Below are 20917 nucleotides of genomic sequence, written 5' to 3' on the forward strand. Positions count from 1 at the left end.
AATCATAAGCAAAAAATGAAATCTTAAAACTAGCGTCTATTATTACAACTGGAATAGGTGTTAACAATTCAATCAAGGAGTGAAACGATGTCCCCAACACAGAACCACACCATCAAGAGTTATTAATCGTAAGAGAAAACTAATCGAACACTTTCAGTGGCGTATACAAAACAACCAATATGGCAGGCTGTCGAAGGCCAAGATCCATTGCTCGTGCTGGATGTGCAGCACAAAGAGTCGGACGCTTGGTTTACCTAAATCGGAGAAAGCAAGAATCGAAGGACTTTACTATCAAATTGTAGATCACTTTAGCAGTAATTAAGCAAGAGAGGGCACCCAAAGTCGGAGTGCCCTCAATGTTTAAAGTGATCATTATTCTGGAAAGAGATTTTTTAACCTATTCGATATTTGTTACACATTTTTCCTCTTTTTCTATTGACCGTCGTTTAGTTAATATATGGTTTTATATTCCATAAATGAGTAAAGGAGGTGTCCAATTGAAGACGTTGGAAAAAGAGAGGGAAACTATCCGTGGCCGGCTGGAAGAATTTTTGAGAGGTAATAATTTTACGTTAAATCAATTTTCCGAACTTACGCAGATCAATTGCGGAACGTTAAGCGGCATTATCAACGGTCATCGGCCCATTGCCATGCGGCAGCTTGATCGGATCACGGCAGGAATGGGACTTCCCGAAGGGTATTTTTACGAGTTATACATCGATGAATGCTTTTTTCAGGCCAGCCCGGATTGGCGCAGGCTTGGTCCTTTTCTAAAACGTTGTGCCGGTTTAAACAAACTCGATTGTATCGAGCAAGTGGTTAGGTTGATGTTGGATAATCTTTCTTACATTCCACAGTTGTTTAATCTGGCTGAGCAGTTTTTTCGAGAAGGGAAGCGGGACGCGGCCGCCTTGCTTTACGAATCGATTGCGGAAAGTGAACAGAAACAGCATTCCGAGCGGTTGGCACTTTGCCAATACCGATTATTTACTTTAAAGTTGTCTAAAGACCAAAATAAGAATTTATTACTGGCCTCACATTTTGAATATTTTGTTGATCGGCTGGAAGAGCAGTATCAACTGGATGCGCTTAATGAATTAATCAATGTGTTTGCTTCATTTCGCCGTTGGGATAAGACAGCGGGACTGGCGGAAAAATTAAAAATCAGGGCAACGGTTCACTATGATCTGAACGGTAGTAAGAAATCGCCAGAAACCAAAAAGCCGATTATTGGTTATATTCTGTATGCTTATTTAATATTAGGTGTAACCCATTTTGAATATGGCAGATATGAGGATGCATTGCACTATGTTTCTTTGTATACGGATTGTAGCTGGGTTAAGAAGCCGAATGAAGAAGAAAAGGCTGTAATCCACCAGTTTCAGGAATGGGCTGAAGGCAACCGTTACACTTATCAATTATTGTCCGGCAAGGTCGAGGTTCTGCCGGAATACTTGAATTATATTTCAACTAGAGAAAATGAAGTATTTATAGCCTTATGTGAAATCGTGATTGCAGCTAACAAGTTCAATATTAACATTGATTCTATACTTGAACAATATGAGTCCTTTTTAAAGCATCAAGAACAACAATGTCGTCTCGGGAAAATGAGCTTGCATTATACTGATGATCGATTTGTAGGCTTGTTATCGGGTTTGGGATACTATTATTTGAAGAAAAATGACTATGATCGAGGGCTAAGTTACGTCTTAGATTGTTTAGCATACGCTATTGAAATTCACAGCGGACAGGATATGCTTAAATGTGTAGGACTGTTTGAACAATATCAAAATCACGCAAATGAAGATGCAAAAATTCGGTATAAACAATTAAAAAGAAACTGGTTTTATTGGTAGCGTTCTGTGATTTTATATTCGCAGTCCCCCGGTTGTTACAATTCTTACTCCTATCGGAAACCTGACCAAGCTTGATATTACTACTATTCATCATGGTGTAGGACACTGAATTCTAACGGGGAAGAGCTTCCTGAAAGTAAGCGCCACCGTATCAGCATAACTGAATTGCAATAAAAAGAGACGCTTGTGCTGGGGAACTTGCCCAGGTAAGCGTCTTTTTTATTTGCTTTATGCTTATCCCTGAACACTTATTTAGGGTTGTGGACGAGAATTATTGCTGCGAAAAATACCGCTGCCGCATCGCCTCGTGCAGCAGCACGGATGCGGCCATCGCCACGTTCAGCGATTCCGCGCGGCCGCGCATCGGGATGAGCAGGCCGTCGTCCATCAGTTCGCGGACTTCAGCGCTAAGGCCCCCGCCTTCGCTGCCGAACAGCAGCCAGACCGGGCCGGTGAAGTCGTAGGCGTAGCAGTTCGCCGCCGCCTGCAGGCTCGTCCCGGCCAGCCGGATGCCGCGCCGCTTCGCCTGCGGCAGCACCTCCTCCAGCTTGCCGCTCACCACCGGAAAGTGAAAGATCGAGCCCATCGTGGCGCGCAGCACCTTGGGCCCGTAAATGTCGGCGCAGCCTGCGCCGACGATCACCCCGTCCGCACCGACCGCGTCGGCGCTGCGGATGATCGTGCCGACGTTGCCGGGATCCTGCACGCCGTCCAGCACCACCACCAAACTCCGCTCCTTGTCCAGGAGCGGAGCAAGCGCCCCGCGGTCCTTGCGGACGACCGCGAACACCGGCTGTGGCGTCTTCGTATCGCTGCATTTGCCGATCACGGCGGAGGACACGCCGATCCACTGCACATCAAGGCGCGCGGACGCCGCCGCCTGCAGGTCCGCCGGAATGCCGCCGTCGATATCGTAGCAGACGCATTCCATTTCGGCCCCTGCCAGAAGCGCCTCCTGCACCAAATGAACGCCTTCAATCAAATATTTATGTTGCTTGTCCCGGTTTTTCTTCTCAAGCAGCCCCGCCCATTCCTTAACGCGGGGATTCTGCGGAGACAGTATCTCCATAATATCAGGCCATCCTTATACTAAAGGTTCATGCTAAGCTTCCGCGTAAGCCAGTTCCAGTTTGGTCAGGTCGTTCTTCTCGCCGACGATGACCAGGACATCGTCGGCCGTCAGCCGCTCCGCGGCCGAAGGAGAAATGTTCATCCGGGCGCCCCGCTTGATCGCCATCACGTTGCAGCCGAAACGGGCGCGAATATCGAGCTCAATCAGGTTTTTGCCGACCATCTCCGCAGAGACGCGCATCTCCACGATACTGTACTCGTCCGACAGCTCGATATAATCCAGCACATTCGGTGACGTTAAATGATGGGCAACCCTTAAGCCCATATCCCGCTCCGGATAAATCACCTTATCCGCGCCGATCTTCTGCAACACTTTGCCGTGCAGCTCGTTTTGGGCTTTCACCACGATGAGCGGGCTGCCTAAGTCCTTCAAAATCAGCGTCGTTAAAATGCTCGCTTGTATGTCTTCGCCGATCGCGACCACGACGACGTCGAAATTGCGAATACCTAGCGCCCGCAGCGCTTCTTCATCGGTCGAATCCGCGGAAACGGCGTGCGTGACCAAATTGGCTACCAATTGCGTCCGGTGCTCGTCCGCATCAATTGCCAACACATCCAATCCCATATTGCTGAGCGCAGTGGCTACGCTTAAACCGAACCGGCCCATCCCGATCACGGCAAATTGTTTTTTGTTCGCATGCGCCATATTTTCACCACCCGGGCATTTTTTCATTCGATTAAGTATACCACAATCCCCGGCAAACTTGAATTTTCCCCCGGTTTACAGGACACATTAAGCATTGGACAGGTACCATCGATAAAGGAGGAATCGCTATGCCGGCCATTACGCTCACTTTGCGCGAAGCGATCATGCACAAAATCAACGGCAAGGACGAGGCGGCGCTGCGGGACATGATCGAGGGCTCGATCGACGTTCAGGAGGCGGCCCTGCCGGGTTTGGGAGTCGTGTTTGAATTGATCTGGAAAAACCTCGACGACGCCAAGCAAAACGAGCTCGTTTCCGTTCTAAAGCAACAGGTCGACGCCTTGAATCTGAAGCCTTTGAGATAACGAGGCCCGCGGGGTGAAGCAAACAAGCCTTCTTCTGGCCCATGCCGGCCGAAAGAAGGCTTGTTTGCAGTAAATGTCCGGGACGGATTAAGGCGCTGTCTCAAGAAACTGCGCATCCGGATTTTTCTCCATCGCCGTCCGCATCGCATATTCGTTTTCGAACAAGGCGACGTAATTGCCCTTTTTGTCCTTGACCAGCGTCGAGTTGATGCGGAATTTGGACGGATCGATTTTGTCCGCCACGATCCAGCGCGCGAACTGGAACGGCATCCGCTGCAGCATCACGTCGACGCCGTATTCCCCTTTCATCCGGTATTCGAACACCTCGAACTGCAGCTGGCCGACCACGCCAAGCAGCGTATCCTCAAAGCCAACCGTCGTAAATACCTGAATCGTGCCTTCTTCGGTCAACTGATCGATGCCTTTCTGATATTGCTTGTGCTTGAGCGCATTTTTGACCGTGACCTTCGCGAAAATTTCCGGCGAAAACGTCGGCAGCTCGTCAAACACAATTTCGCTGCCTTGGCTGAGTGAATCGCCGATCCGGAAAATGCCCGGGTCAAACAACCCGATAATGTCCCCCGGGTACGCTTCCGTAACAATGTCCCGGTCTTGCGCCAAAAACTGCTGCGGCTGGGACAGCTTGATCTCCTTGCCCGCCCGTACATGCTTCACAGACATCCCGCGTTCAAATTTGCCCGACACGATGCGCAGGAAGGCGATCCGGTCGCGGTGCGCCGGGTTCATGTTCGCCTGGATTTTGAAAACATATCCGCTGAACTTCTCGTTCGTCGGTTCGACCAGCCCCGCCGTGCTGCGGCGCGGCTCCGGCTTTGGCGCCAGCTGCAGGAAGTTTTCCAGAAATGTCTGCACCCCGAAGTTGTTGACCGCGCTGCCGAAAAATACCGGGGTCAATTCGCCCCGTCTCACCTTCTCCAGATCAAACGGATCACCCGCCACGTCCAGCAGCTCCAGGTCCTGGCACAGCTGTTCATGGAGGTATTCGCCAGCCATTTCACGAATGACCGGGTCGCGGTAGTCCTCGACTTTTTTCACCTGAATGGTGGAATGATCGTCCCCCTGGAACAGCTCCACCTGGTTTTTCATCCGGTCGTATACCCCGGACAGCTCCCGGCCCATCCCGATCGGCCAGTTCATCGGTACGGAGCGGATACCCAGCACCTGCTCGATCTCTTCCATCAATTCAAACGGATTCCGCCCTTCGCGGTCGAGCTTGTTGATAAACGTAAAAATCGGAATTCCCCGCTTGGCGCATACCTGGAACAGCTTGATCGTCTGCGCCTCGACGCCTTTGGCGACGTCGATCAGCATCACGGCGCTGTCCGCCGCGGTCAGCGTGCGGTACGTGTCTTCACTGAAGTCCTGGTGGCCCGGCGTATCCAAAATGTTGACCCGGTGCCCGTTATAATCAAACTGCATGACGGAGGAAGTTACGGAAATCCCCCGCTGCTTTTCGATTTCCATCCAGTCGCTGGTGGCGTGTTTGCTCGCTTTGCGCGCTTTGACCGAACCGGCAAGGCGAATCGCGCCGCCGAACAGCAGCAGTTTTTCCGTTAAGGTTGTTTTCCCGGCGTCCGGGTGGGAGATGATCGCAAACGTGCGCCGTTTGTCGACCTCCTGCTGCAGCACTTGTTCCAATGCTTTGCTCATGCTCACATTCCTCTCGTCCACAAATTCACGTTTTTTATTGTAACATATTTTGTTCCTTGTTTACGCAAAAACACCTTTACCCCATCAAGGGACATAAAGGTGTTTTAGGTTAATATATCATATTCCGCAAACATGCGCCGCCGTTACAAAAGGGTTACTTCTGATCGGGAGCGATCCAAACGACGTTGTCTTCCTCTTGACCGTTGACCGGCCACCAGTGGAAGCCGTCTTTAGCCAACAGCTCTTCCGCTTCCTTCGGTCCCCAGGAACCGGCGGGATAAGGGCTGACGTCGGCAGGGTTTTGCGCCCAGGCTGCGGCGATATGGTCGATGAACGCCCAAGCGGCGGCGACTTCGTCCCAACGGGTGAAGTATGTGGAATCGCCTTGCGCCGCATCGTGCAGCAAGCGCTCATAAGCCTCCGGCGAGTTGATGCCGACCAGGCAGCTTTGGCAAAATTCCATCGCCAGCGGTTCGATTTGCGATTCCGAACCCGGCTTTTTGGCGTTGATTTTGATGTAGATGCCTTCCATCGGATTGACGCGGATAACGAGCAGGTTCGGCTCCAGCGAATGCTTCTGGCCGAGATACACGTTTGTCGGCATCTGCTTGAACTCAACGACCACCTCCGTCGTTTTGACGGGCAGCCGCTTACCGGTCCGGATATAGAACGGAACGCCGGCCCAACGGAAGTTGTCGACAAATACTTTCGCCGCAAAATACGTTTCCGTGTTGGAGTTCGGATCAACTTTATCTTCCTCGCGATACCCCGGCAATTTCTTGCCGCCCGCTTCCCCTGCGGTGTATTGGCCGCGCACAACGTGCGCTTTGACTTCCTCTGCCGTTTCGTATGGACGCAGGGAACGCAGCACCTTCACTTTCTCGTCGCGGATATCCTCCGCGTAAAGCCGGCTCGGCGGCTCCATGGCGATCATGGTGAGCATTTGCAGCATATGGTTTTGTCCCATATCGCGCAGCGCGCCCGCATGGTCGTAATAACCGCCGCGCTCTTCAACGCCGACCGTTTCGCTCAGCGTAATCTGGACGTTGGCGATATGCTTATTGTTCCACAGCGGCTCGAAAAAGGCGTTAGCGAAGCGGATCACTTCGATATTTTGTACCATCTCTTTGCCCAGGTAGTGGTCGATCCGGTAAATTTCCTCTTCCTTAAACACTTGGTTCAACTCTTCGTTCAACTTATGGGCCGACTCCAAGTCGTAACCGAACGGCTTCTCGATGACGAGGCGATACCAGCCTTGGGTGTCCAGCATGCCGCCTTTCTTCAGGTTTAACGACACGCTGCCAAACAGTTCCGGAGCCAGCGCCAGATAGAACAGGCGGTTGCCGGGAATGCCAAATCGGGATTCCATCGATTCCGTCAGTTCGCGCAGCTCGTGGTAGCCGTCCACATTGTTGATGTCCAGCGATTTATATGCAAAATGATCGGCAAACCGCGCCCACTGCTCAGTGTCTTCGATTTTATAACGGCAGAACTCTTGAATCGAAGCGTGCAAGTCTTCGCGGAACTCCTCCGGCGAACGCGGACGCCGGGCAACACCGATGACGGCAAAATCCTCGGCCAGCCGGCCTTCACGATACAGCGAATAAATCGCGGGGAATAGCTTGCGGCGTGCCAAGTCGCCGGTTGCTCCGAAAATAAAAAATACCGCCCCAGGTGCCTGAGGTGATTGTTGATGTTGATTTTCAGCCATGGCTCCTCATTCTTTCTATGTAATATAGTGTATTTTTATTCAATTCCCAATCAAGGATATCTCTTTACAAGGCATCACGAGATGTGATGCTATTTTAGCACATTCGGCAAAATGTTGCCATCACCTTAATCTCAAAAAGCTTCAAAAATTGTTAAGTTTTCAGAAAACTTCATCTAATTTTCATCTATATAAGTTGAACTATTGATCGAACGCGCATAGGGCAGCCGTGTGAAATGTTCTTACGATCGCTGTTGCCCGCGGATTTCTTTAATCCACTAAATTCGAATGATGTAGAAATCCGTTCACAAAGGCGACCACTGCCGTTTCTTCAGAATCATTTCACACTTTTGCCTAACTTGCTCTTTTCTTTAGTTCAACTTATATAATTTTCATGTAGCTACCCTGTTCGATAACATAACCGACTACCAGCTTCGATCTCTGATGATATAGCCTTCTTGAAGCTCGATCTCATCAAACCCGGCCAGATGGCGGCGGTCATAACCTATCGGCTGGCGGCTGGCCGCAATGACCATGTTCCGCTTATCATGAGTATGCTCCGCCGGCAGAGAAAAAACTCGGACATAAGCAAAATGTTCCCGCAGCGTCGCCGCGATCGCCGCCGTTAGTTCATCGCGTTTCCCTCTGCCAAACACGTTAAGCAGGACGATTCCCTCGGGGCGAAGCTTCTCCGCCAACAGCCTGAAAAACGGCGAGGAAATAAGATGCCGCGGCGTCCCTTTTTCCGTAAAAGCGTCAATAATCATTCCGTCAAAACCGGCGGCCTGCTGCTCCTCCAAAATCCGCCGCCCATCGCCGATCCGCACGGAACTCCCGGCATATCCAAAATGGCTGCGGCTGATAGCGACAACGCGCTCATCGATTTCCGCGACGAGCACCTGCTTGCCCGCTGCCTCAAAATGCGCCGCCAATGTCCCCGCTCCGAGGCCGATCATAAACACTTTGTCGCAATCCGGCACATTATGCTCCAGCAAATGAAGCATCGCCCGCGGATATTCTAGTATGATCCGTTCCGGCCGCTTTATATCCATCGCTCCCTGTACAGCCCCGTCACCAAACTGCAGCACCCGAAAGCGCCCCCGCTCACCGTACAGCTCCGCCGTTTCATAAACTGAAATATCGCCCGGAATGTCGGCCGGGAAATGACTAGCTTCACTTTCCCGCTGAACCAGTTTCGAGTTGGCTGTATGCTTGCCGCTTAGTTCTTTCATGCTTCCTTTGCCCCTCTACATTCGAAAAAGAATCCGCCTTATTGACGGACTCCAGCCAACTTAGTTGTTCTATACCCCATCACCAATACAGGCTACGGGCGTTAATACTCCACCGTCAACAACGGCGACCCGACCGCAATCTCGTCCATGCCCGTGTCCGCATTGCGGTGGACGGCCAACTGCAGCGCAACCTGACGTTTGCCGCTTTGCGCCGTAATCGGAAACCCCGGCACAGCGTAAGATTGGCTTGCCGTCAGCTCGTCTTCAAAGCCTTCCACGCGTTCCAGCTTCTGGCCCAACTCATCCTCGATCCGCTGTTCCAATCCCGCAAGCACTGCGGAAACGGTTCGCCCCGCCGGTGCAGGTGCAGGTTCGCTTGGCGCATCCCGCGGCGAATCACTCGTTACTCCCGACGAGGAATTGCCCGTTACGCCCGGCGGGGAATTGCCCATTGCGCCCGACGGCAAATCGCCCATTACCTCCGGCGGGGACTCGCTTGCCGTACCCAGCTTCGACTCGCTCGGTTCGCTCGGTTCGCTCTCTGACTGCTCCCTTTCTGCCGGTTTGCTTTCCGTCCCTGTACTCGCACCCGCCCTTGCCAGGCCGATGCCCTGAACGGCCGCGTTCCAAGCGATCTGCACGCCTTCATCGGCCAGGGATTCGCCGGCAAGCTGCTGAACGTCCAGCATACGCTCCGCGCTCCCCGCCGTGCCGCCGGCGCCTTCAAGCCGCAGCACGACGTAATACTGCCCCTCGCTCTGCGCCGTAACATCCAGCGTCAGGCGAACGCCTTCGCTGGAACCGTTCGCTTTGTATACGGTGTGACCCTGAACATTTTCCGCCTGAGGTTCGGACAGACCCAGCCGAGTGGCCAGCGCGCCGGCCGCTTCCTCCTCCGCAAGCTGCGTTTTCCACTTTCCCTGCCACTTGACCGTTACCAGGTAAGGGTCCGGCGTCAACGCCGTCCCGATCGCAAGCAGCTTCTCCAATTGCCCGCCTGCAGCTTGCAGCGAATCGCCGGCAGACACCGGATCACCTCCCCCGGCCAGATCGGATTGTTCGTTTTTAAACCGCTGCAGTCCAAGCAGCAGCAGCGCGCAAACGATAACGACCAGGCTATAGCTCCACAACTTGCGGTTCTGCATCATTTTCGCCTCCCTAGCCATCGAATGGCCACATACATTTCTAGTAATATACAGATTCGCCAGCCCTCAGCCGTTTATCCTGCCATTCCTGTCCTCTATTTTCTAGCGGACCCAGATGGCGCTATTTGCTTATTTCCCCACAAGCGTTACATTAAATCTGACAAGATACATTTTCTAGCCACACCAATATTCTAACGGTTGCCACAAGCGTTATTTGTGCCAAAAACGTTGATTGCAAATTGTAACGGTTGCCATAGCGCTTATTTCACTGAAATCCGGCTATTTTGGCTTAGATTCAAGCAAATAACGACGCTTACAACCGTTAGAAATTAGAAAAGGTCTTTTTTCGGAAAATAGCCGCTGCTGCAACCGTTAAATTTCCGGGAATCCATGGTTCAACATCCGTGGATACAACATCCATGGTACACCATTGCATATTGCAGTATTACAGTTTGCAGTATTACGAACTGTAATAACATGGCGTATTGCAGCATTGTGTTCCCTCATCGGCTAGATCGATCCCCGGCAAACCGCAAAAACGGCCCGGCGAAGTCCATTACTCCGCCAAGCCGTTTTTGTATGCGTAAATGGCCGCTTGGGTGCGGTCCTCGACCCCCAGCTTCGCCAATATGTTTGTCACGTGGAATTTCACCGTTTTGACGCCGATGATCAGCTCGTCGGCGATATCCTGGTTGGATTTGCCCTGGGCCAGCAGACGCAGCACGTCCATCTCCCGCTCGGTCAGCTCCTCGTGGGCCGGCGCCTCCACCTTGGGCTGGCGGAACCGGTTCATCATTTTCGAGGCCACCTGCGATTCGAGCACGGATTGGCCGCGGGCCGCGGCGCGGATCGCTTCGGCGATTTCGGACGCGCGCGACGTTTTAAGCAGATAGCTGAACGCGCCCGCCTCGATCACCGGATACATCTTCTCGTCGTCAAGGTAGCTGGTCAGCACGATCACCTTGCATTCCGGGTGCATTTTCAGCAGCTCCCGGGTCGCCTCGATGCCGTCCATCCCTTCCATGACCAAATCCATCAGCACGACGTCGGGTTTGTATTCCTGCGCCAGCCGGATGCCTTCTTCCCCGCTGCTCGCCTCTCCGACGACCTCAATCCCTTCTTCGGTTCCCAGCACAGCCGCCAGGCCGATTCTCACCATCTCGTGATCGTCGACCAGCAGCACTTTGATTTCCTGTTCATTGTCCAGCTCCATCGCTGTCCGTCCCCCCGCTTTCTTCATGGATTAAAGGTATCGTGATCTCAATCCGCGTTCCCTTGCCGGGCGCGGTGATGAACTGAATCGAGCCGCCGACCTCGTGCACGCGCTCCTGCATCGTCGACAAACCGTACGAAGCCTGCTTTTTGTCGTCCATTTGGAAACCGACCCCGTTGTCCCGCAAAGTCACCTTGACCGCCTCGCCCCGCCGGTGGATCCGAATCTCCATCTTATCCGCTTTGGCATGGCGGAGCGTATTGGACATGGCCTCCTGGATGATCCGGAACAAGTGGTTTTCGATCCCTTTCCCCAGGTTCAGGTCTTCGTCCATTTCCAGCGTCAGATCCATCGGCACCTTTGTTTTCAGCTCCCGCACAAGGTCGCGTAAACCTTGGGACAACTCCTTGCCCTCCAAATAAACCGGGCGCAGATGCAGCAGCAGCGCGCGCATCTCGGACTGGGCCACGGAGGCCATCTCCTCGATCAGCTCCACCTGGCGCTGCGCCTTGTCGAAATCCTTCTCCAGCGTCCGGCTCACGGCCGTGGCGGTCATCGATATGGCGAACAGCTGCTGGGACACCGCGTCATGCAGCTCCCGCGCCAGCCGCTGCCGCTCCTCGACGATCGCCGACACCCGCGCCTGCTCGGCGAGCTGGGCGTTATGCGTCGACAACCGCTGCAGGGAAGAGACCTGCTCTTCCCAACGTTTGCCGATACGCTCCAGCTGTTCCCCCAGCCTGCCTATTTCATCCTCGCCCAGCCGGGGAACCATGCCGACCTGGCTGCCCTTTTCCCATTGCAGCAGCGCGTCGCGCAGCTCATCGATCTTCCGCTTCGGCCGGTACCCCTGAAAGAAGCCATAGGCGGCACCGATCACGACCAGCAGCGAGAACAGCGTGAGGCCCGCCCGGATTCCCGTCGGCCAGGACGCCTGCGGCCTGAAATATCCGTATGTATACAGCACGTAAAAAGTGGCTGCCACAATAATAACGGACAGGAGAATTCCTCCGCGCATGCCGCGGGACACCATATTGCTCGGTTTTCTTTTTCTCATGCGGGGCGATCCTCCTGTCTCAAGTTAACCGTATATCAACATCTCCTACAAGGTAGGAAATCATAATTTTCACTTTTTGTTCGCGGGCGTCGTAATTCGGCGACTTCCAGTACAGCCGATTCAACATCCCCGTCTCTTTGTCCGGACCAAAGTCGATTTGTCCGAACAGGACAAACGCTTCGATTTCGACGCCGTAATCTTCCGGCACCACCAGGTCAACGTCGCCGACGATCCCCTGGAACATCAAAATATTGCTTTGCCCCTCCACGATGGCGAGCGACAAGTCGATATCCAGCTCCCCGAGCACATGCCACATGCTGGTGTTCCGCAAACTCCAAGGATCGCGGTCCCAATGAACGCTGGACGTAATGTTTTGTTTTTGCACGTAATTGCCCTGGGGCTGGGTTTTGCGGACTTTGGCATAATAGAAGCCGAGCGATATCATCAGGATCGCCAGAACCAGCATAAAATTGTCCAGCAGGATGATGCCGCCGCCGATCGCTAGGAATATATACCCCGTCTTCACTCGTTCACCACGGCGCACTGAATAAATCCCAAAAACCAAAAAGAAGAGGGCGGCGATGGTAAAAAAACTCAGCCACTTTCCAAATATCAGCAGAACCCCAAGTCCAATAAGTCCGATGGCCAAGAACCTTTTCCGCTTTTCCATGCCGCACCTCCTTCGCAGGTTCAAAGAATCGGAAAAGCCATGACGGCATGAATCCGTGCCGTATGGCTTTACCATGACTTAGCATACCACAAGTCCCAAACGACGTGTAGCTTATTCCTTATTTTCCTCCGGTTTTGCGAGGCCATTCAATTTGGCTTTCAGCGCATCAAGCTGGGCATCGACCTTCAGCTGTTTTTCGGCATCAGCCGGGTTGATGTACGTAGAAGGCGTTGTTCCCCGGTAGGCGACGCCGGCTACTTCGGCCTCCGCTTCCATCTGCATGATCTTCTCCTCCATACGGTGGAAGCCAAGCGAGGCATTGCCGCTTTCGATCGAATGCAGGGTGCTGATTTGCGACATCTGCTTTCTAGCCTTGGCCATTTGCGCGCGGCTGACCAGCTCGTTGCGTTTGTTGCGCAGCTTGTAGAATTCATCCTTCATATCGTGCAGTTGCTGTTTCAGTTCAGCGGCATGCGCTTCAGCCTGAGCGTGCAGCTCGGCGAATTCGGTCTGCTTTTGATCGTAATGGATTTTCTCCTCCAGCATTTTGCGGGCCACTTCCTCCTGGCCGTTGCGGAGAGCCAGTTCAGCCTGCGCTTCGCGCTGGGCGGAAATGCGGGCGGCCTCATCCAAACGCTGTTTCATTCTGCGCTCGTTGGCCATCTGCTTCGCCACCGTCACCTCGGCGTCGCGGATTTCCGCCTCCATATCGCGCAAGTATTGGTTGAGCATCACAATCGGATCTTCTACCTTATCGAGCAAATCGTTAACCGACGCTTTCGTGATATCTTTAATTCTTTTAAATACTCCCATGTTTTACACTTCTCCCTTCTCGTAGTTGGAGAGCTTTTTGCGCAGCTCTTCCAGTTCTTTTTGCATCGCTTTCTTCTCGATATCTTCCATCATCGAATCCAGGTTGGACGCCCCGCCGGCCGAAAAGCCCGCCCCCGGCGCTCCCGAACCGTACTGCGGCGGCCGGTTGCCGTAGGCGCCTCCGTTTCCTCCGCCATAGGGAGGACGGTCATGGAAACGCGGATCTCTAAAATCATCGGGACGTCTGGGGCCGTAAGACGGTCCGAACCCTCCGCCCGGCCATCCGCCGTTATAATACGGATCGTACGGTGCATAAGGCTCTTTGGAAACGACCAGGGCCGCGATAAAATAGATGAATACCGTCGTTCCGCCCGTAATCGGAATACTGATCAGCATCAGCAGACGAAGCACCCAGGAACTGACGCCCAAATACTCGCCGAGTCCGCCGAGCAAACCGCTGATCCAACGGTCTCTTCTGGAACGGTACAATTTGTTCATAGCCTTACTCTCCTTTTGGCTTATTCAGCTTCTGCTTCAATCGGGAGAGCTCCTGTTCCAGAGTCGACTGAATCATGGACCCGGCCTGATTGGCAAAATCCTCGCCGGCTTTGCGCAACTCGCGAAGGCTGCGGGCCTCCCATTCCATATCGGAAACCCGGTCCTCCAAACGGTTGAACATTTTCGGCACATCCGCCGCGCCGTACCCGCTCATCCGCTGGTTCATCCGCTGCTGCAAACGGAGCGTCTCCATTCTGGCAAAATAATACTGGCGTTTGCTGTAAACAACCTGATATTCGGTTTTCAGCTCATGCAGCTGACTTTCCAGCTCCTGCAATGACTCCAGGCTTTGCGAGTACAATTCGGAATACTGTTCGATCTTTTCCTCATACAGCAGCTTCTCCTGAAGCGCCAGCTTGGCCAGGTGCTCCTCCCCTGCTTTAAGGGCGAGCAGCGCCTGTTCCTCGCGCTTGTCACGCATCACCTTCGCCTGATCCACCTGCTGCTTGAGCTGTTTGGCGTGTCCGGAGTATTGATAATGCAGCTTCTCCGCCTCGGCGATTTCCTGGCGGGTTTCAATCAGAAACTGGTCGATCAACCGCACCGGATCTTGAGATTGCTCCAATTTTTCGTTTAATGTGGCTACCGTGATATCCCGTACCCGACGAAATACACTCATGCTTGCCTTCCCTCCTAACCTTTCGGTTCATCCGTTTTTCAAGTGACAATGCTTATTCCCTGTATCAGTAACCCCTTCTTCCCCGCAGGGAGGAAATGCCGTATACGATTAATCCGATGCCGAGCACCGGGACGATCAACCAAGCCAGCTTGGAGATCAGGGAAATGACGCCGATGATCAGTACGATCCATCCGAAAAACGCATTCCCTTGGCGGATGCCGTAAATCCCAAGCCCTACCATCAGCGCCGCGATCACAAGCCCTAAAAGGCTGCCCAGAACGGGAGTCAGGAATCCGAAAATTTGCGGAAGCTTCCCAAGCAAGATCAGAACCCCCAGGGCAATCAGTAAAAGTGCGAAACCGTTCGGTCGATTTGTTCTCATTGATTATCACCGCCTCTCATTTGATCAACCTTATGTCTCTATTCTAGGAGGAACCGGGGTTTTTCAAAACGGACCGGGGACGGTTTTTCATCCTGGACCTAAGTCGAGGTAGGCTTCGGCCTATAGGGCAGAAAGCGGCCCGGCAAACGGCGGCGGTTTTGTCTTTACAATTCAAAAGGCAGATAATATAATGGAAAAGCACAACTATACAAAAGAAAATGACAGTTATCGGAGGAGCCTGCCACGTTGCGGGCTCTTTTTGCCTTTTTTCGGACCTGTAAGGCATAATTCGGCCCCTGCATGGAAATCTAAGGGCACCTCGGATCATGGCAAACTGTCTGGGAGGGGTTTTTATGGAGCAACAAGCCATCTGGGCGATCGGCATCTTTTTGCTGACGTACGCACTCATTATTTCGGAAAAAATCCATCGGACCTTGCTGGCCATGGCCGGTGCGGTCCTGATGATCGCGCTTGGCATCGTCGATCAGGAATCGGCGGTTCATCACATCGACTTCAACACGCTGGGACTGCTCATCGGCATGATGATCATCGTGAACACGACCGCGGAAACGGGGCTTTTCAAATATATCGGGATCTGGACGGCCCGCAAGGCCAAAGGAAACCCGGTTACGATCCTGTGGCTGCTCGCTTTGATCACGGCGATCGGCTCCGCGTTTCTGGACAACGTGACGACCATCATTCTGATGGTTCCGGTCGCCTTCAGCATTACCCGCCAGTTGAAGGTCAAGGCGTTTCCTTATGTGTTTTCGCTGGTCATCGCCTCGAATATCGGCGGCACGGCCACCCTGATCGGAGATCCGCCGAACATTATGATCGGCAGCGCCGTGAAAGAGCTGACCTTCACCGCTTTCCTGCAAAACCTGACCCCGATCGCGATTTTGATCATGGCCGTGACGCTGCCGATCTTCATCCTAATGTTCCGCAAAAGCCTGCAAACGGCGCCGGAACATCAACAGAGCATTATGAACATCAGCCTGCACGGCCTAATCACGGATCAAAAGCTGCTCGTCAAATGCCTTGTCGTCTTGGGGTTCACCCTGCTGGGGTTCTTTACGCATCAGACGCTTCATCTGGAATCGGCCACGGTGGCCCTCGCCGGCGCGTTCCTGCTGCTGTTGATCACCGGAGAGCACGTGATGGAACGGGCGTTTCAAACTGTCGAATGGCCGACGATCTTTTTCTTTATCGGACTGTTCGTGCTTGTGGGAGGGCTGATCGATACCGGCACGATCAAGCGGCTGGCGGAATGGGCCATTCATCTGACCGGTGGAGATGCGCTGCTGACGTCCATGCTGATTCTCTGGCTTAGCGCCATCGCTTCCTCGTTCCTCGACAACATCCCGTTTGTCGCCACGATGATCCCGATGATTCAGGATATGGGGAGCATGGGCATCGCCAACCTGGAGCCGCTCTGGTGGAGTTTGGCGCTGGGCGCCTGCCTGGGCGGCAACGGCACACTGATCGGCGCCAGCGCGAACCTGATCGCAGCCGGCATGTCCGCCAAGGAGGGCGAACCGATTACGTTTATGAAATTTTTGAAATACGGTTTTCCGCTTATGATTTTATCGGTGGCGCTTTCCGCCGCATATGTGCTGATCCGTTACTTCCTGATCTAAAACGGGCTGTTTCCTTTCATTAAATACGCTTTATATGCTATCCTTAAAATAATCCATTTTACACGAAGAGGAGGGGGCATCATGAAAACGCGGATCGATGGGCTGGGCAAACTTGCGGTTTCCCCGCTGCTGCTGTTCTCGTTGTTGTTGACCTTATTCCTCCCTACCTTCTCCTGGGCTCCGGTCGTTCCGGAGGCCACGGAGAGGGAGGCGTTTGAAACGGATTACCACAATTCTCACAAAACACCTTTGCGTCTCAACGCTTCCTCGCCTCACGGCAAGCTTTTCATCGACAGAACCGTGCAGGGTTTCTTCAAAGTGCCTGCCGAAGTGGTGCTGGTATTGATCGCCGCCTGGGTTCAATTCCGCCCGTTGTTTTGCCTGTTTTTGAAACGGCTGCTGCTAATGCCCATTAAATTCACAAGTATGTTTACGGCTTGACATTTTTTTCGGTTTTACAAAGTCCTTAAGCCGGTCCAAACGGCCCGCAGCTTCAGGCTTGTTTTGCAATACCCAAAATCAGAAAGCGACCATAAAACTGGAGGCTTGACTCAAATGAATCTCAAAGAAACCATTCTGCCGGGAATCGGTAAAAAATTTGCGATCCAAACCCGTAGCGGTGAAAAACTGACCATTATTATTCACGACGATGGCCGGCGCGAGCTTTATCATTTTGACGATGACGATCCCGATACCAGCATCTCTAAGGTTTCGCTCGACGACGACGAAGCGAGATACGTGTCATCCATCATCGGAGGGGTAACGTATCAGCCGACGGCACTAGAAAATATCGAAGTGGCCCTGGGTGATCTCATCATTGAATGGTACAAACTCGAACCCCACTATAAAGCGATCGGCAAAACGATCGGCGAACTGCGGATCCGGCAGCGCTCCGGGGCGACCATTATCGCGGTGATCGAGAAAAACCATACGAAACACGTCAACCCCGGCGCCGATTTGCTTCTGACCGCGGAAGCGATGGTTGTCGTTCTCGGCGAACGGCTGCACCAACAGCAAATTAAACAGATCCTATTGAGTGGAGGCAGTTGATACGCTAGTCGAAAGGAGGGGCTCATTTGAAACAAAAGGGCAGCGTCGGCTCCCCCATGAACATCGTGCGGCATCAGAGCCATACGGCAATACGCTGTTTGGGCGTGATCGCCGGAGCCTTGCTCGCTTCCATCGGGCTGGAATTATTCCTGATGCCCCATGGCATTGTCGTGGGCGGAATGACCGGATTGTCCGCTTTATTCGCTTTCAAAACGGAAATGAGGTTGGGATTGTTTCTTTTCTTGTTTAACGTCCCTTTTCTGCTGCTTCAACGTAACAGAATCGACTTCACGTTCGGAATTTTCACCGTGTTGGGCCTGCTCGTTTTCTCGCTGGGAACGATCATACTGCACCCTTACCCGTCCCTGACCGGCGAACAGCTTCCTGCCGCACTGCTCGGCGGGCTGTCGCTCGGCATGGGCATCGGCCTGGCGCTTCGTTTCGGCGGCGCCCTGGATACCGCGGAACAGGCCGCAGAGTTTATGCGCTTTGGAATCATATCGCCGGAATGGATCATTCTGATCTTCAATTGTACGATCCTGATTGCAGCCGGCTTCCATTTTGGCTTCGATCAGGCGGTCTATTCCGTGATCGCATATATCCTCGCCTTTGAGGCGGTAAAAATACCGGTTCAAGGCTTTAAATTTACCTACACCGTGCTGATCCAATGCCGGAATTACCGGGAAATTCAGGCGGATTTGCAGCGGTATTTAAACCTCCGCGCCGCCTTCCGCACCTTCCCGGCGGAAAACGGGGAAGAAAACGGCATACTTGAGTGCGAGTGCAACCGCCTGGAGCTTTTCCGTTTAAGGGCGATCGTCAGAGACCACGATGCGGACGGTAAAATAACGTTTCGCTTCTGATGCCTTATACGGCTGCAATAGCCCCTCCTCTTTGCAGAGGAGGGGTTTTCTTTTTTCGGTCAATGTTTCGGAAGCTGCTCCAGGAGGTATTCGTTAAATCTGCGAACGCTGGGGGACAGCGACTTTTCCTCCCGGTACACGAGGCATATCCGCCGGCTGTTGCTGTACCCCGGCAGATCGCGGCAGATCAGCTCGCCGGACGCGGTTTCCCGCACCACGCTCCGCCGGGGCAGCACGGCGATCCCGATGTTGCATTTCACCGCTTCCTTCATCGTTTCGATCGCTCCAAGCTCCATCACCGCATGGAACCGCAGCCCGATCCCCGCCGCCCACGCTTCGGTTAACCGGCGGGAAGTCGATCCCGGCTCGTGCAGCAAAAACGTCTCCACCCGTAAATCGCGGGCCGTAAGCCCGGTTTGCTGCGCCAGCGGGTGCGCCGGCGCAAGCACCAACTGCAGCTCATCGGCGACAAGCGGGACGATGATCATGTCCTGCGGGTCCGTATCCGGCAAGGAGACGATCGCCGCGTCGACTTCGTAATTGCGCAGCATCGCCAGCACGGTGTCGGCTTTTTTGACCGACAGCAGCAGCCTGACGTCCGGGTGCAGCTTCTGAAATCCCGCGAAGTAAGGAGGCAGGAAATAAGTGGCCGGCGTATAACTCGCCCCGAGCCGCAGCTTGCCTCCCCTTCCTTCCCGATGTTCGGCGGCGCGCTCCTCCATCTCTGCGGTCAGGGCCACGATGCGCCGCACATAAGGCAGCAGATCGGCGGCAGCCTCGCTCGGGCGCAACTTGCGGGCCGACTTGCGGGTCAGTTCCAGGCCGAGCTCCTCCTCCAGCTTCCGCAAATGAAAGCTTACCGTCGGCTGCTTTAACCCTAACTTTTCCGCCGCCTCCCGCAGCGTTTTTCCCGAGCCGATCTCCTGCAGCACTTTTAACTGTTGTATGTTCATGTCGCGATTCCCCCTTCTGAGCAGAAATATAGATTAAATCTATACTAATATCAATATATATAAATATTATTTAACATAAATCGTACGCTGCGTTAACATGTTGCTGATTGTTGGTTGTTAAATTTGAAGCAGCGAGGAGGCCGAAGGGCAAGTGCGTCAAGGGCCCCGACGTGAAATATACGCCTTGAAGGGAGTATGGAGATGAACAATAAACGAAATCGGGGAATCGGTTTACTGTTGTTGACGCTGCTGTTGTCGCTGGCATTGACCGCCTGCGGAGGAGCGGGCGGAAACGGAAGCGGCGGCGCGCAAAATACGGCCGGTGGCGCCGGTGCGGAAGCCGCCGGAAATGGATCGGGAGCCGCGCAAGGCGCAGACGGCGGCAACGCCGATTCCACGGAAGAACCTGCCAAGGACGAAGGAACGCTTACCGTCTACCTGAACGATTTTGACGATATTATCGCCGAAATGTTTGAGAAGAGCACCGGGTACAAGGTGAATCTCGTCACCGGGAACGGGGCGGAAATCATGTCGCGCATCGAGGCGGAGAAAGGCAATCCGCATTGGGACGTCGTTTGGGCGGACATGATGCCGTCGATCAACGGGCTCGGCCAGCAGGGGCAGCTGCTTACGGGCTGGACGCCCGACAACGCCGCCAACTTGACGGAAACCTACCGCGGCTACGTGCCTGAAAACCAAGCTTACTACCCGACGGGCGCCCACGCGGCCGGGGTGATCGTGTACAACAAAAACAGCTTTACGGAAGACCAGGCCCCAAAATCATGGGCGGACTTCGCCAAACCGGAATATAAGGACATCATCGCCACGGCGGACCCGGCGATCGCCGCTCCGGCCTATCCGTTCGTCGCCCGTTTCTTTGAGCAGGAAGGCATGGACGGGGGGAAAACGTTTTTTGACTCCTGGTTTAACAACGGCCTCCGCGTGTATCCGAAAAATCCGCAGGTCGTACAAGCCCTGACCGCGGGCGAAGTGAAAATCGCCGCCCTGCAGGAATCGAACGCCTACAGCATGTTGGCCTCCGGCGAGCCGATCGGCATCGTCTGGCCGGAAGAAGGCGCACCGGCATCCGTGCGGGTGGCCGCGATTCAGAAGGATACAAAAAACCTGAACGCCGCCAAAGCATTCATCGAGTTTTTGCTCGATCCGAAAACGCAGCAAGAACTGGTCGACCGCGGCGATGAAGCTTATTTCGAGCCGTCCGCCGCAGGGGCCAAACCGAAGGAAGACCGCGATCCGAACGCCAAGCTGGTTGCCGCCGACGCCGTCTGGGCCGCGGAGCATGAGGCGGAAATCAAACAATGGTTCGCCGATAAAGCGGTAAAATAAC

Annotated in this window: 21 protein-coding genes; 7 read left to right on the forward strand and 14 right to left on the reverse strand. The window is 53.7% G+C overall.

What is annotated here, in order from left to right:
* The first annotated feature begins 497 nt into the window (after window positions 1-497).
* The gene (locus NYE69_RS30420; protein ID WP_340929768.1) at window positions 498-1856 is read left to right on the forward strand and encodes a helix-turn-helix domain-containing protein; all 1359 of its coding nucleotides are present in this window, start codon (window positions 498-500) and stop codon (window positions 1854-1856) included.
* A gap of 271 nt (window positions 1857-2127) precedes the next feature.
* Here NYE69_RS30420 and NYE69_RS30425 read toward each other — a convergent pair whose 3' ends face one another.
* Together NYE69_RS30425 and NYE69_RS30430 are read right to left on the reverse strand one after the other, a co-directional pair.
* A complete protein-coding gene (locus NYE69_RS30425; protein ID WP_340929770.1) occupies window positions 2128-2925 on the reverse strand; it encodes a TrmH family RNA methyltransferase in 798 nt (265 codons plus the stop codon).
* Window positions 2926-2958: 33 nt separating this feature from the next.
* Window positions 2959-3633, reverse strand: coding sequence for a potassium channel family protein (locus NYE69_RS30430; protein ID WP_124333212.1), 675 nt, complete (start codon window positions 3631-3633; stop codon window positions 2959-2961).
* Between the two features lie 128 nt (window positions 3634-3761).
* Between NYE69_RS30430 and sspI the strand changes: the two genes are divergently transcribed.
* Window positions 3762-3998 carry a small acid-soluble spore protein SspI gene (sspI, locus tag NYE69_RS30435; RefSeq protein WP_036619797.1) on the forward strand — a complete coding sequence of 79 codons (237 nt, stop codon included), beginning with the start codon at window positions 3762-3764 and terminating at the stop codon, window positions 3996-3998.
* Window positions 3999-4085: 87 nt separating this feature from the next.
* Here sspI and NYE69_RS30440 read toward each other — a convergent pair whose 3' ends face one another.
* The 11 genes from NYE69_RS30440 to NYE69_RS30490 form a co-directional block, all read right to left on the reverse strand.
* On the reverse strand, window positions 4086-5669 hold the full coding sequence (locus tag NYE69_RS30440; protein ID WP_036619796.1) for a peptide chain release factor 3: 1584 nt from the start codon (window positions 5667-5669) through the stop codon (window positions 4086-4088).
* A 154-nt stretch (window positions 5670-5823) separates the two neighbouring features.
* Complete coding sequence (zwf, locus tag NYE69_RS30445; RefSeq protein ID WP_340929773.1) at window positions 5824-7380, reverse strand: glucose-6-phosphate dehydrogenase; 1557 nt, start codon at window positions 7378-7380, stop codon at window positions 5824-5826.
* A gap of 422 nt (window positions 7381-7802) precedes the next feature.
* A complete protein-coding gene (locus tag NYE69_RS30450; RefSeq protein ID WP_340929775.1) occupies window positions 7803-8609 on the reverse strand; it encodes a spermidine synthase in 807 nt (268 codons plus the stop codon).
* A 101-nt stretch (window positions 8610-8710) separates the two neighbouring features.
* The gene (locus tag NYE69_RS30455) at window positions 8711-9757 is read right to left on the reverse strand and encodes a hypothetical protein (RefSeq protein ID WP_328269974.1); all 1047 of its coding nucleotides are present in this window, start codon (window positions 9755-9757) and stop codon (window positions 8711-8713) included.
* Between the two features lie 553 nt (window positions 9758-10310).
* Window positions 10311-10967, reverse strand: a complete 657-nt coding sequence (locus NYE69_RS30460) for a response regulator transcription factor (protein ID WP_036619793.1) — start codon at window positions 10965-10967, stop codon at window positions 10311-10313.
* Window positions 10951-12024, reverse strand: coding sequence for a sensor histidine kinase (locus tag NYE69_RS30465; RefSeq protein WP_278739580.1), 1074 nt, complete (start codon window positions 12022-12024; stop codon window positions 10951-10953). The genes NYE69_RS30460 and NYE69_RS30465 overlap by 17 nt, the downstream gene beginning before the upstream one ends.
* 19 nt (window positions 12025-12043) lie before the next feature.
* Window positions 12044-12694 carry a cell wall-active antibiotics response protein LiaF gene (gene liaF / locus NYE69_RS30470; protein ID WP_328272547.1) on the reverse strand — a complete coding sequence of 217 codons (651 nt, stop codon included), beginning with the start codon at window positions 12692-12694 and terminating at the stop codon, window positions 12044-12046.
* Between the two features lie 111 nt (window positions 12695-12805).
* On the reverse strand, window positions 12806-13507 hold the full coding sequence (locus NYE69_RS30475; RefSeq protein ID WP_326045120.1) for a PspA/IM30 family protein: 702 nt from the start codon (window positions 13505-13507) through the stop codon (window positions 12806-12808).
* A 3-nt stretch (window positions 13508-13510) separates the two neighbouring features.
* On the reverse strand, window positions 13511-14005 hold the full coding sequence (locus NYE69_RS30480; RefSeq protein WP_328272548.1) for a PspC domain-containing protein: 495 nt from the start codon (window positions 14003-14005) through the stop codon (window positions 13511-13513).
* A gap of 4 nt (window positions 14006-14009) precedes the next feature.
* Window positions 14010-14684: a PspA/IM30 family protein gene (locus NYE69_RS30485; protein ID WP_340929781.1), complete on the reverse strand. Its 675-nt coding sequence runs from the start codon at window positions 14682-14684 to the stop codon at window positions 14010-14012.
* A gap of 64 nt (window positions 14685-14748) precedes the next feature.
* Window positions 14749-15066, reverse strand: a complete 318-nt coding sequence (locus tag NYE69_RS30490; RefSeq protein WP_328272550.1) for a hypothetical protein — start codon at window positions 15064-15066, stop codon at window positions 14749-14751.
* Window positions 15067-15419: 353 nt separating this feature from the next.
* Here NYE69_RS30490 and NYE69_RS30495 point away from each other — a divergent pair, with 353 nt between their 5' ends.
* The 4 genes from NYE69_RS30495 to NYE69_RS30510 all read left to right on the forward strand — a co-directional run bounded on the left by NYE69_RS30495 (window position 15420) and on the right by NYE69_RS30510 (window position 18616).
* On the forward strand, window positions 15420-16703 hold the full coding sequence (locus NYE69_RS30495; RefSeq protein WP_328272552.1) for an ArsB/NhaD family transporter: 1284 nt from the start codon (window positions 15420-15422) through the stop codon (window positions 16701-16703).
* Between the two features lie 81 nt (window positions 16704-16784).
* Window positions 16785-17144 (forward strand): hypothetical protein, encoded by a 360-nt coding sequence (locus NYE69_RS30500; RefSeq protein ID WP_328272553.1) that lies wholly within the window; start codon window positions 16785-16787, stop codon window positions 17142-17144.
* Window positions 17145-17258: 114 nt separating this feature from the next.
* Window positions 17259-17753, forward strand: coding sequence for a cation:proton antiporter regulatory subunit (locus tag NYE69_RS30505; RefSeq protein ID WP_340929784.1), 495 nt, complete (start codon window positions 17259-17261; stop codon window positions 17751-17753).
* Between the two features lie 26 nt (window positions 17754-17779).
* The gene (locus NYE69_RS30510; RefSeq protein ID WP_328272556.1) at window positions 17780-18616 is read left to right on the forward strand and encodes a YitT family protein; all 837 of its coding nucleotides are present in this window, start codon (window positions 17780-17782) and stop codon (window positions 18614-18616) included.
* A gap of 59 nt (window positions 18617-18675) precedes the next feature.
* On the opposite strand, the gene NYE69_RS30515 is transcribed toward NYE69_RS30510, so the two are convergent.
* Window positions 18676-19569 carry a LysR substrate-binding domain-containing protein gene (locus tag NYE69_RS30515; protein ID WP_328272557.1) on the reverse strand — a complete coding sequence of 298 codons (894 nt, stop codon included), beginning with the start codon at window positions 19567-19569 and terminating at the stop codon, window positions 18676-18678.
* A gap of 201 nt (window positions 19570-19770) precedes the next feature.
* On the opposite strand from NYE69_RS30515, the gene NYE69_RS30520 reads away from it, so the two are divergent.
* Window positions 19771-20916 carry an extracellular solute-binding protein gene (locus NYE69_RS30520; protein WP_340929786.1) on the forward strand — a complete coding sequence of 382 codons (1146 nt, stop codon included), beginning with the start codon at window positions 19771-19773 and terminating at the stop codon, window positions 20914-20916.
* Window position 20917: the final 1 nt, after the last annotated feature.

Origin of the sequence: Paenibacillus sp. FSL R5-0527, from assembly GCF_038008055.1 — a bacterium.
GTDB classification, from domain to species: Bacteria; Bacillota; Bacilli; order Paenibacillales; family Paenibacillaceae; genus Fontibacillus; species Fontibacillus macerans.